Raw genomic sequence first — 12,732 nt, forward strand, 5'->3', positions numbered from 1 at the left:
AAACAGCAACTGGAAAGTAGCTGTTTATAGCCAGCTAATCGTCGCGTAAGGATTTGATGTTTACCAACATACTCTAACAAAGCACCTGCACAAAAAAAGGGATCCGATCTTTCTGAAAAAAAGATCGGATCCCTTGACGAATCACTCATTTGTTGCGTCGGGTTTTACCAGCTTCCGCCAGCGCCACCGCCACCAAATCCGCCGCCGCCAAATCCGCCGAAACCACCTCCACCAAAGCTTCCGCCTCCGCTTGAGAAGTTACCGAACGAACCGCCATGGCTGCGTCCTGATCCCATCATGCCACCCATCAGCAGCCAAAATGGCAAACTGCTTCCACGTGTTCCGGTGCTGTAGTAGCGTTTTCGTCCGCGGAAAATGGGGATAATCAAAAAGAAGATGATGAACAGCAAGAAGATAAAGGGAAAACCGCCACTTCCCCCGGAGGCTTTCTCATGATATTCCTGAGCCGAGAATTCGCCCTTGGCTAAGCCCATGATAACCTGTGTTCCGGCATATAAACCACCAAAGGTATCGCCCTGCTTAAAGCGGGGAATCATCTCGTAATCGATAATATCGCGATTAGCCACAGCGTCGGGAATAACCCCTTCCAGGCCATAACCCACAGCCACGAAAATTTGTCCACGCTCGTTGCCTTTTTTAGGTTTGAACAGAACCACCACGCCATTGTCCTTGTCTTTTTGACCAATGCCCCACTCTTCGCCCAGACGAAAAGCAAAGCTCGACGCGTCGTAGCCGTTCAGGCTCGGAACCGTTACGATGGCAATCTGGTTGGAAGTTTCGCGGGCAAACTGCTCCAGCTCCATTTCCATGCGCTGCTCCTCAGCATTGGTCAGCACATCGGCCAAATCGTTCACCAATCGCGGCGGATTGGGCCGCTCGGGAAGATCCTGTGCCGAAACCACCAGGCTTAAAAAAAGTAATAGTAAAAATGAAAGTCTTTTTAACATGCTGTTCTATTTTTTTCCGAATGATATTTCATCCGATAATTCATTGACATCGTCTGTTTGGTATGGAAAGTGCGCTTTAAGCTGCTCTCCGGCCATCCGGATTCCTTCCGACAAACCATCAGCAAACCGGCCTTCTTTAAACTTCGAAAGCACGTGCTCTTTTATTTCATCCCAAAAATCGCTGGGAACTTTGGCATTAATACCGGCATCGCCCAAAATGGCAAACTTCTGATCGGTCACGGCCAGGTAAAACAACACCCCATTGCGAAGCTCCGTTTTGTGCATGGCTAACTTTTCGAACCAATAAGCCGCGCGGTCAAGCACATCTTCCGGGCATTTGCCTTCAACATGCACCCGCACCTCGCCCGAGGTATTCAACTCGGCTGCTTTTACGGCATCGGTAATCTGTTTCTTCTCTTCGTCTGTAAAAAAATCTTGTACTGACATGGTTTGTTTTTTTAGTCGAAACTTACTTCAGGAGCTTTCTCAGCGCCTTGTTCGGCTTCAAAGTAGGCTTTCTTTTCAAAACCGAAAAGATTAGCATAAATATTTTTTGGGAAAGAGCGAATGTACGTATTAAACGAACGGGCACTCTCATTAAACTTGCGACGTTCTACCGTAATCCGGTTTTCAGTACCTTCCAGCTGAGCCTGCAAGTCCAGGAAGCTCTGGTTCGCTTTTAGGTCAGGATAACGCTCCACAACAACCATCAGTCGGCTCAAAGCCGAGCTTAAACCTGCCTGCGCCTGCTGAAACTGTTGCAACGATTGCTCATTCAAGTTCTCGGGATTGATGTTAACCGAAGTAGCTTTCGAACGCGCTTCAATCACTCCTTCAAGTGTTTCCCGTTCATGCGAGGCATAGCCCTTCACGGTATTCACTAAATTCGGAATCAAATCGGCCCGTCGCTGATACACGTTCTCTACTTGCGCCCAGCTGGCATTAACGGTTTCATCTTTTGAAACCATGCTGTTGTAGGTTCCTTTAACCGAGGAAAAAATAAGTAATATAACAACGGCTATTACAGCCAGAATAATCCAGGTTTTCTTCATTTCAATTTATTTTTGATGTTATACAAATATGACAAAACCGAACGAAAATCACTGTTTCTTTTCGGCGAATGTCGCAATTTTGTTGTCAGACCTATCCTTTCAAAAGGTGAACCAAAAAACGCAGGCTATGACTAAAGACGAATTTCAAGCACAAATCAAAGCTGGTATTCCAACACAACTTCCAACGGCGAAACCCTACCAACCAGATATCAACCACGCTCCGCAGCGAAAGGATGTATTGAGCATAGCCGAAAAAAAACAAGCTGTAAAAAATGCCTTACGCTATTTCCCGCAGGAGCAGCATGCCATTTTGGCACCAGAGTTTGCCGAAGAATTGAAGACCTACGGCCGCATTTACATGCACCGGCTTCGTCCGGACTATGAAATGAAAGCCCGCCCCATTAGCGATTATCCCGCCAAGTCAACCCAGGCGGCCAGCATCATGCTCATGATTCAAAATAACCTGGACCACGCCGTGGCCCAACACCCACACGAGCTAATTACTTATGGTGGTAATGGAGCTGTTTTTCAAAACTGGGCACAGTATCGCCTTTGCATGAAATACCTATCGGAAATGACCGATGAGCAGACGCTGGTCTTATACTCTGGTCATCCCATGGGCTTATTCCCCTCGTACCCCAACGCGCCGCGCTTGGTGGTTACCAACGGCATGGTAATCCCGAACTACTCCAGCCACGAAGATTACGAACGCATGAATGCTATGGGAGTCACACAATACGGACAAATGACGGCCGGTTCGTTCATGTACATCGGACCACAGGGCATTGTGCATGGAACCACCATTACGGTGATGAATGCCGCCCGCTTGCGGGGTGCCGCCAAAATGGGTGGTCAGGTGTTTGTTTCGTCCGGACTAGGCGGCATGTCGGGAGCGCAACCCAAAGCCGCCAAAATCGCAGGCATGATTGGTGTGGTTGCTGAAATCAATCCCAAAGCTACCCAGGTACGCCACGAACAAGGCTGGGTTGATGAAGTTTACGAAAACCTGGACGAACTAATCGTCCGCATGAAGGAGGCCAAGCAAAACAAGGAAGCGGTGTCGATCGCTTACCAAGGCAACATCGTTGACTTATGGGAGAAATTTGCCGATGAACATATTGAGGTTGATCTGGGTTCGGATCAAACATCGCTGCACAACCCTTTCGGTGGCGGCTATTATCCGGCTGGTCTTTCATTTGCCAAAGCCAACCAGATGATGGCCAACCAACCCGAGCAATTCAAGGAAGAAGTGGCCAAAAGTTTGCAAAGACATGTGGCAGCCATCAACAAAATGACAGCGCAGGGCATGTATTTCTGGGACTATGGCAACGCTTTCCTGCTGGAAGCCAGCCGGGCTGGTGCCGATGTCTATAATGAGTGTCATGAATTCCGCTACCCATCCTATGTGCAAGACATTATGGGCCCTTTGTTTTTCGACTACGGTTTTGGCCCGTTTCGATGGGTCTGCACCTCTGGCAATCCAACCGATTTGAAAAAAACGGATGAGCTTGCCGCTTCGGTATTAAAAGAAATATACAGCCATTCGCCGGCCGAAATTCAAGCCCAGATGCAAGATAACATCCACTGGATTGAAGAAGCTGGCAAGAACAAGTTGGTCGTCGGCTCGCAAGCCCGTATTCTTTATGCCGATGCCGAAGGGCGCATCAAAATCGCGCTGGCTTTTAACAAAGCCATTCGTCAAGGGAAACTTTCTGCTCCGATTGTGTTAGGGCGTGACCACCACGATGTGTCGGGCACGGATTCGCCCTACCGGGAAACTTCTAACATTTACGATGGTTCTTCGCTCACTGCTGATATGGCTATTCAGAATGTGCTGGGCGATTCGTTTCGCGGTGCCACCTGGGTGTCGATCCACAATGGCGGCGGCGTTGGGTGGGGCGAATCCATCAATGGCGGTTTTGGGATGACCATTGATGGGTCGGAAGAAGCTGACCAACGCATCAGACAAATGCTTCACTGGGATGTAAATAATGGCATTGCCCGCCGAAACTGGGCCGGAAACTCGTCGGCGAACTTTGCCATTAAGCGAGCGATGGAACACACCCCTCAGCTTCAGGTAACGCTACCAACCCCCAGCGCTGATGAGCTGTTAGATGGTTTGTTCTAAGCCATTTCAGCTTTGTATTTCTTCAGCGTGAATGAAAAAGTACTGCCTTTTCCAGGTTCTGACTCGACCTTGAGCACGCCACCATTCATGGCAACAAACTCCTGACATAGAATCAAGCCAAGGCCCGAACCTTTTTCATTGTCGGTTCCGTAAGTCGACAGGTGATCGTTCTTGTCGAAAAGGCGGGGAATGTCTTTTTCTGCGATGCCAACGCCCGAATCCTGTACACTCACCTGATAAGCCGTGTCGTCAATAGCCGTTACATTCAGGTGCACCTTGCCCTCCTCAGGCGTAAACTTAATCGCATTGGAAAGCAAGTTCCGAATAATCAAATCAACCATGTTATGATCGGCATAAACCATGATTCCCTCCTCAACATTCGAAGTAAGCTCAATCTTTTTTCGTTTAGCAAAGCGCGTATTTAAAATGATATTGTTCTTGATCACCAAGTTTAGTTTTAACTTTTCGGGTTTAAACTGAATGCTGTTCTTCTGAGTCTTCGCCCACAGCAAAAGGTTGTCAAGTAAAAAATAGGTATTTTCAGCTTCATCACGCAATTCATCCAAAATCTGTTTACGCAGTTCATCAGGAAACATTTCAGGGAATTCGGCCAGCTGACTGACGACATCTTTAAAAGCACCAATTGGATTTCGAAGATCATGTCCAATAATCGACAAAAATTTGTCTTTTGTTTGATTCACCCGGATCAATTCTTCGTGCTGCTCCACGATCTGATCATTCTTCTCTTGCAACAAGTCATTCGCTTTTTTTCGGGCTTTATTGTAGCTCAACGAAAGACCAACCACGGCAACCAGCAACACAATGGCAATAATGAGCGTACGCGATTGTGATTTCTGTTTCAACAATTGCAGATCCTTAATTTCATTGTTCTTTTGCAGCAATTCAATCTCATTTTCCTTCTCTGAAATATCCATCTCGGCCCGATGAAGAGCCAGCTGATGAGTTTGTTTCTCATGTTTCAGTGAATCGGCTATTGTCACATATTTCTTATAGCTTTCCAAGGCTTCGCTATAATTTTTTTGTTTTTGAAGAATCTCAGATTTCAACAAATACGTCCTTTGGATTAAATCCTTCATGCCAAGCTTCAAGGCCTGTCCGAGACAATCATCCACGATACCGCTGGCTTCTGCTAACCTCCCTTGACTCATATTAACCTGAGCCAAAATCAGTTTGGCATTGACCACTCCTTCCTTCACGTTCAGAGACTCAAAAATATGGAGCGATTGACTAGCATATTCGTGAGCCAGATCATCATCTCCTAGCAAAGAGTAAGTTTCAGCCAAGCCAACCCATCCTAGTGCGAGGTAGAAATCACCAATTTGATGATCTTCAGCCAGATCAAAAATTTGATTAAAGTATTGCAGAGCCATGGCATACTGCCCCTTATCTTTATAAATCTCACCAATATTATTCAGAACAACCACTTTGCCCAGAAGGTCTCCTGAAGTTTCATAAGCCCGGAGGGTTTTACGATAGTACTTTAGTGCCAAGTCATAATCATTCCAGGCATGGTAGTTTACCGCTATATTGTTCGTTATTCGAGCGGCAATAGCCGTATTATCGGTTGATTCAAAATAAACCAGAGCTTCCGTCATGTACCTTAATCCGCCAGCACGATCCCCCTGGTTGGTCAAAATGGAACCGATATTTAATTTGGCACGTGCCTCCCAATCAGGCAAACCTGCCCGTCTCGCTTTTTCAAGGGTTTCTTTAAACAGCTCCATGGCTTTCACATAATCTCCGGTATTCATATGAAAAGTGGCTAAAGCACTTAAGCCAATACTAATGTACTTATCGTTCTTAAGGTTACGGGCCAGCGCCAAGCCACGAGTAATAAATTCTTCGCCTTTGTTAAATTCTCCGACAGCCATGTTACCTGTTCCTATCAACAAATTAGCATAGCAAATACGGTCCTGCCATTCGGACTCCTTCAGCAGTCCGAGTGCTCGTTCACCAAATTCAATGGTTTTTTCGGGTGTGAGATACACATACGATTCGGCCAAATGGAGGTAGGCTTCAATCAGCTCGGGGCCTTGCAGATTAGGCAATACTGCAAGTAAACTATCTATCTCTGATGTTTTTGACTGACCATGACTAGGAAACATGGAACAGAGACTAAGGAGAAAAAGACTTATTAATCTTCTCAAAGCAAACACTTTAATTTGCTAGTAAAAATAACCCTAATTTATCTGTTTCTCCAAATTTTTCAGGAGAACATTAATTGATAAGGTCGAGCTAATTGATCTTGCAGTTCATTCAGGCTAAAACCTCTACTTTTCCGGATGTATTCGTGCCCATCCAGAATAAGCTGGATCGTTGGCACCACGAAGATGCTGTTTTGAGCAGCTAATTCTGGAGATTCATTTAAATTGACATAGACCAGTTTAATCTTTGGAAAGCTTTGCTGGATCATCTCCCTAATTTTTGGCTTTAGTACTTTGCATACATGGCATTCAATGGTAGAATAATATATCAGAAGTGCCGGTTCGCTTTCGAGCAGGCTATTATAGTCTTCCAGGGTTTTAATCGTTTGATACATGCTAATAGGCTCCAATGCTTAATAAGACCAACGTGCAGGCTTCTTCAACTTGAATTCCATTATTTTCGAGCTCTTGAGCCAATTCCTTATTCTCTGTTCCTGGGTTAAAAATTACCCGCCGGGGATTCAAGTCAAGGAGATAATCGTGGTAATCGACCTGATGACGTGGACCAACATAAAGTGTTACGGTATCAATTGCCGAATAGGATTTCTTAGCTGTATCAAATTCGACATCACCCACTTTTCCTGAACGCGAAGCAATGGCAACAACCGGGTGTCCGCTGTTTCTTAAAGCTTTGATGGCTTTGTTTGAATACCGTTCAGCTTTCTCACTCGCCCCAATGACTAGTGTTTTTTCCCTCATGCTTCTTTTTTAATTAACAAAACAACGGCATGAGCCGACATACCTTCTTCTCGTCCCTCGAATCCCAGTTTCTCCGTCGTCGTCGCTTTTATTGAAACAGCATCACCATCAGCCTGAAGTACTTCTGCCAGCTTTTGTTCCATTAACGGGATATGATCTTTCAATTTGGGCTTTTGGGCAGCAATTGTAATGTCAGCATTTCCCAGGATGTACCCTTTACTTTCAACCAATTCGTTCACTTTGACAAGCAATTTCTTACTATCTACATTCTTAAAGTCAGCTGAATTGTCAGGGAAGTGGTAGCCAATATCGCGAAGTTTTACAGCTCCAAGCATGGCATCACATAAAGCATGAATAATCACATCGCCATCGGAATGCGCAACCGTTCCTTTATCATGTTGAATAAGAACGCCCCCCAACCATAAGCTTTCACCAGCGGCTAAACTATGAACATCGTAGCCATATCCAATACGAAATGGCATCATCGGCGTTGATTGCTAAAAGATTCGAAGTCAAAAGAAAGGGAAAAACGCAAGGTATTTTCCAACGGATGATTTCGCTCGGTTGGTATCAAGTAGGAGAAATCGAGAGCAAAAACATTCAATTTCAAACCCGCTCCCGCCGTCATAAATTTACGGTTACCCTTATTTTCATTTTCATAAAAATAACCAACACGTAAAGCAAACTGCTTGTTGTACCAATATTCAGCTCCCAAAGCATAGCTAATCTCCTGTAGTTCTTCTTTCATCCCACCCGGTGCATCGCCAAATGAACTGAAGATACCGGAGATCACCGATTTATCATCACTAAAACCACCTCCTACAATATCCACGGTATCCGTACTCGGTGTTGGTACCAACAACTTGTTAATATCGAAGTAAAAACCAATCGTATTGTACTGATCCATTTCCGTTTGATAACCCACTCCCAATTTTAGGTTGGTTGGAATAAAGTCTTTGGTTTGCCCATCGGTATAAGATATCTTGCTTCCGATATTGGAAATATTTATACCGGCAGAAAAAACAGATTCTTTTCGGTTAACGCGCATTTCATTTTGATAATAAAACGCGATGTCGGCCGCATAGGAGTTACCGGCTGTTGATGGGACTCCATTAACCAACTGTCCTCCGGTTAAATCAGAACGAATATAACGCATCGCCACCGAACCGGAAAAATGGTCGCTTAACAAACGCGTGTAAGCCACATCAATCGCAAATTCGTTGGGACTTTGCTGCCCCTGAAAATCGCCATACTCACTCATAAAAGAAATATCGCCCAGCGAAAAGTAGCGCAGGGAAGCACTGATGGTCTGAAGGTCATCCAGTCGTTTATACCCAACCAGGTAGGCCAAATTAATATCATCAACCAAGTTACGTAACCAAGGGGTGTACGAAAGGCCAACGCCCATCTCGCTTTCAATAAAAGCATATTTGGCCGCGTTCCAGTGCTGTGAGTTCATGTCGGGCGAAGATGCCACCCCGGCGTCTCCCATCGCTCCGGCACGTGAGTCAGGAGCAATCGTCAAAAAAGGTACACCGGTTAAAATTGTATTAGCCCCTGTTGTTGAAGAGGTCGCTTGGCCATATGTCTCATTCGAGAATAAGCCGAGTCCTATCAAAACTGCAAGAACGGTGAATCGTCTTTTCATTATAACTGTTTCAAAGTATTGAGTTGCAAATATAAGTCATCATAAAAGAGTTCCCAAGCAGGAAACCCAAAATGGAGAACGTAGAAAAAAACTAAAAAGTATATCGCATGACAAACTAATAACGCGAAATAATGATTTTCCCGGCCTTGTTCGCCGAGTAACCATCATCTGCTACAATAATAACGCGAAAGAGGTAAGCTCCGTTACGTATTAACATTTGGCTTTCGTTAATCTGCCATACCAGCGGCAAACTTTCAGTCCCGTTTGATCCCAGCCGCTGGTCCAACACCTCCACCAAGCTTCCCGAAAAATTATAAATTTCCACCCGGGTATCGAATGATTCATCCGGTCGATTATGCGTAAAAACAATATTGGCGAAATCATTAGCCGGATTAGGATAACTCTCCAAAGTAGTAATCTCGAGTTTCGAGTCGACCACAAAGTGAATTTCAACTTCGGTTGAATTATTCAGCACATCCCACACTTTAAACTTAAGCGTATGCTCTCCCACACTCAGGTTATTTAGCGGAAAAATGACTTGCCCTTTTTTATAGCTGTCTTTTTCGCTCAAGTAATAATCGTTCAACACCAAAATATTGGAATCATCATCATCCAACACAGCCGTAATATCATGACCGATTCCCACTCCGATGGTATTGACTCCATTTTCATCTTCTATATCAACAATCAAAACCGCATTTTTCCCAACCTCGTCGCCCGATTTAAAATTCTGATCATTCAAATAAAGGTCAACTTCAGGCCCTTGGGTGTCACTAACAGAGCCATCGACAGATCCACCAATCTTAAAATCTTCGAAAACTCCGTGAGCATCAATCTCGCCATTGCTGGCATAGTAACTGATTTTCCCCTCGCCCACCGCATAGGAAATATCTTTGGGAACAATAAATGAAAACTCAAATCGTCCGTCATTCACCGAAGTTACTCCTTTATAAATGACATGATCCTGCATTTCAAAATTGAATGGCACTTCGCCATCGTTACCCAGAGTTTCAACAGCGTATTTTTTGTCATACACTACCGGAACCAGTTCGCCGTCAAAATCAGTCAGCACATTCCCTGCGGAATCGGTTATTCTTCCCGCAATGGTCACAACCGACAAAGCCCCTATCGTCTCGGTCAGTTCATTCACGGGCTTGCCATTGACTGTTTCCGTTTCAACATGGTGTTTCGGAAAAGCCAGTCGCAGGGCAGGATCGGCCAAAAGTGTAAAGTTTCGCTTGTTTATGCCAGTGTTAACGCCATTTTTTGCCCGCTTCAGCACATCGCCCATGCGCAGACAATTCCCTTGCTCATCTTGGCTAAACACGTGAGCATAAAATTCTTTGTTTAAAATGTAATTCGGGTTTGAATAAACAACCCGAGTGGTACTGAACAGACCGATGCCGCCTCCGTTTGGATTGAAAAGAATGTATTCTCCCCCGGATTTCTCATCAGCATCAAACCGACTAATTTCACAAGTGGCAGTCACAAAAATGGGGAGCTTATTGTAGTTCGACCAGTTATCAATATCATTGGGCCCTAACACTTTTTCATGGGCCAAAGTCGTTTCACTGGCATGCCCTGTATAATTTAAGATCAGTACACCTTCTTTTACCCGATTATTAATTACCTCATTCACTCCCGGATAGCGGTCGCCACTGGTCGTTGATCGCTCCTGATAAGCATCAAAATAGATTTTATCGGTGTTAAATGCCGGACTGGTTTCATTCACAATTGCTGCTAAGCCTTCGGCTTGACTCATGTGCACATTAGCATCCTCATCATCACCAATAAAAGCAATTACGTTACGCCAATCGCCCAAGGAACTAGTGCTAGTATAATTTCTGATCTTATCGACTGCAATTTTCGCTTCAGTCACGGTACTTGCCGGAATACGACCAATTCCCAGGTCAATCATTCCAGTATATTCACCCTCGCCATCATCCAAAAGCACAAAAAAGTCATCGGTTACAAACGACGATGTTGGCGACAATGAATTGGGTGATTGATAAGTCAAAATAAAATTGGTAGCCTCACCGCGGATGCTTTTATTATCATAACTGCCATCGCCGAACAAAAGGACATATTTCAATGATGAATTGGGCTGAGCATATACATGTTTGAGGAAATTGCGAATGCCCCCCACATCCGGAGCTCCGCCGGAAAACTCATTGTAGATTTTTGCTGGAGTCACCACTTCAACCGCCAGCTGATCATTTTCCGCATGAAATTGGGCTAGTTCTTTGGCTTCAGTCAAAAAATCAGGATGGCTAATAATGACCATATCCATCCCCGTCAGCTGGTGCAAGTTTTGGTTAGATACCGCACCAACCAGTTCCGGCTGAGGAAGGTTCGCCCCGGCACGAAACGCAACAAACTCATGCAACTCATCCGTAGCAACCGTAAAAGTAGCACGACCATTTTCGATGGAATAAGGCATGGCAACTGCCTGAGTAAAATCAGTAACATCCCAGATATGTAAGTCGGTACCGGAAACGGTCAAGTCAAATCGCGTTATATTTTCATTTCCAACACTAGCAACATCTCGAAACAGCAGTTGATCTTCCAACATTAATGTTCGCCGATAGTTAAGCCTTACAAAATCGAGCCAGGCATAGGAAGTATTATTCGAAGCACTGTATCGCAAGCCAACATTCAGTCGATCTCCGGAAGCACTAATTTCATAGTCTTTAGTTTCCAAGTCGGCATAAGTAGCAAGCACATCACCCGTATTCACCGGCGTAAAATTTACCGCGTCAACATCAGAGTTGTTCAGACTCACCAAAAGCCGTGAGTTACTCCCCGACCGACCGGCTACAGCCAAAGAAACACCAACTGCTTCCTCATCTACAAGGTTAGAAAGCGGCAAGGCAACCGAACGATTTTGACCAACTGAAAACTTCTCACCAAACCACCGACGCCCGGATCGAATGAGATTTTCAAGCTCTAGCTCATGAAAAGACCGCTCATTAAAAGTTGATGCTTGGTGAGTTACTTCATCAGTTACCAGCGGTGCCAAGGCAATATTCTTTTCGTTTCCTTGGTCGGACAAGAAATAAAAAACATCATCCGAATAGTCATTTTGCTCATGAATAAACTGCCCCGACTCATCATCGAGCAACCAACGCACCGTTCCGGTCGAATAAAAAAACAGGCAAGCCTCCCCTTGCCCATCGATGCCATGAAAAATTGCGTTTTGCTTTACGTCATCGAAATAAAACTCATCGTTCATTTTTGGAAGCATATAACCTCCATTGCCATACAAGCGAACGGCCTCCGGCTTCGAGAATCCCCAACCTTGAAGTTGTGAGTAGGTAATTTTATGCACCCCCGGTGCTGATGTTTTGATTTTCAACCACTGTCCGGAAGATAAAACCGAAGAGGCATTTTGCTCTTCACTCTTCAATCGAACGGTTTTCAATCCAGCAGTATACAGTTGAATGTCATAAGAAATCAGTCGCCTAAGAGAGTCACCATCCCGAATAATGGGCACGAAATCAAGTATCGCATAAAATTTGCCACTGGAGGTACTGTATCGTGGCTTAATTGAAAGCGAGTCACGAATTTTCCGCATATTCATTCTTTGGTATTCGAATGGCTCAAACACCAAGTTAATCAATTCAATCCGAGTATTAGGACCATCCAATTCAACTACCTCGTGATAAACCGGCAATCCATCGTCTGTGACATAGGCATTCGGGAAGCTTACTTCTGTATTCAGATAGTCAGCAAAAACGGCCCCACTCCACGCGATCTGGCGCTGAATAGCCTGCCCGGAAGCGGTTGCTATCGACAGGAAAATAATAAAAATCAAAACAAACTTCCTCATCCCAATATACTCTTCAATTAAAGCGAGAACATCCTCAAATATACATTATTGTAAAAAAGGATCACCCAGCACCATGAATAATTTCTACTCTAGAAATTACTAAAAGCCGAAAATACAAAGACTATTCAACAATTTCTTATTAAAAAGTTGTACATCTCTAACAATAAGAATAGAACAATTTAG

10 protein-coding genes are annotated in these 12,732 nt (G+C 44.6%); 1 reads left to right on the forward strand and 9 read right to left on the reverse strand.

What is annotated here, in order from left to right; all coding sequences use genetic code 11:
- Positions 1-164: 164 nt before the first annotated feature.
- Genes ACUNWA_RS11865 through ACUNWA_RS11875 form a run of 3 tightly spaced genes read right to left on the reverse strand, consistent with a single transcriptional unit; the run spans position 165 to position 2,020 of the window.
- A complete protein-coding gene (locus ACUNWA_RS11865; RefSeq protein WP_445592129.1) occupies positions 165-968 on the reverse strand; it encodes a TPM domain-containing protein in 804 nt (267 codons plus the stop codon).
- Positions 969-974: 6 nt separating this feature from the next.
- Positions 975-1,415 (reverse strand): TPM domain-containing protein, encoded by a 441-nt coding sequence (locus tag ACUNWA_RS11870; protein ID WP_445592130.1) that lies wholly within the window; start codon positions 1,413-1,415, stop codon positions 975-977.
- An 11-nt stretch (positions 1,416-1,426) separates the two neighbouring features.
- Positions 1,427-2,020, reverse strand: coding sequence for a LemA family protein (locus tag ACUNWA_RS11875; protein WP_445592131.1), 594 nt, complete (start codon positions 2,018-2,020; stop codon positions 1,427-1,429).
- Between the two features lie 127 nt (positions 2,021-2,147).
- Between ACUNWA_RS11875 and ACUNWA_RS11880 the strand changes: the two genes are divergently transcribed.
- Positions 2,148-4,148 carry a urocanate hydratase gene (locus ACUNWA_RS11880; RefSeq protein ID WP_445592132.1) on the forward strand — a complete coding sequence of 667 codons (2,001 nt, stop codon included), beginning with the start codon at positions 2,148-2,150 and terminating at the stop codon, positions 4,146-4,148.
- Here ACUNWA_RS11880 and ACUNWA_RS11885 read toward each other — a convergent pair.
- The 6 genes from ACUNWA_RS11885 to porU all read right to left on the reverse strand — a co-directional run bounded on the left by ACUNWA_RS11885 (position 4,145) and on the right by porU (position 12,549).
- Positions 4,145-6,274: a tetratricopeptide repeat protein gene (locus tag ACUNWA_RS11885; protein ID WP_445592133.1), complete on the reverse strand. Its 2,130-nt coding sequence runs from the start codon at positions 6,272-6,274 to the stop codon at positions 4,145-4,147. The two genes, ACUNWA_RS11880 and ACUNWA_RS11885, sit on opposite strands and share 4 nt — an antisense overlap.
- Before the next feature lie 101 nt (positions 6,275-6,375).
- Positions 6,376-6,708 (reverse strand): thioredoxin family protein, encoded by a 333-nt coding sequence (locus ACUNWA_RS11890; protein WP_445592134.1) that lies wholly within the window; start codon positions 6,706-6,708, stop codon positions 6,376-6,378.
- A gap of 1 nt (position 6,709) precedes the next feature.
- Positions 6,710-7,072 carry a CoA-binding protein gene (locus ACUNWA_RS11895; RefSeq protein WP_445592135.1) on the reverse strand — a complete coding sequence of 121 codons (363 nt, stop codon included), beginning with the start codon at positions 7,070-7,072 and terminating at the stop codon, positions 6,710-6,712.
- Positions 7,069-7,557: a 2-C-methyl-D-erythritol 2,4-cyclodiphosphate synthase gene (gene ispF, locus ACUNWA_RS11900; RefSeq protein ID WP_445592136.1), complete on the reverse strand. Its 489-nt coding sequence runs from the start codon at positions 7,555-7,557 to the stop codon at positions 7,069-7,071. Before ispF ends, ACUNWA_RS11895 begins: the two co-directional genes overlap by 4 nt.
- Positions 7,554-8,720 carry a type IX secretion system outer membrane channel protein PorV gene (gene porV, locus ACUNWA_RS11905; RefSeq protein ID WP_445592137.1) on the reverse strand — a complete coding sequence of 389 codons (1,167 nt, stop codon included), beginning with the start codon at positions 8,718-8,720 and terminating at the stop codon, positions 7,554-7,556. The genes ispF and porV overlap by 4 nt, the downstream gene beginning before the upstream one ends.
- Positions 8,721-8,835: 115 nt before the next feature.
- Positions 8,836-12,549: a type IX secretion system sortase PorU gene (gene porU, locus ACUNWA_RS11910; RefSeq protein WP_445592138.1), complete on the reverse strand. Its 3,714-nt coding sequence runs from the start codon at positions 12,547-12,549 to the stop codon at positions 8,836-8,838.
- Positions 12,550-12,732: the final 183 nt, after the last annotated feature.

The sequence above is a fragment of the Sunxiuqinia sp. sy24 genome, assembly GCF_052677165.1.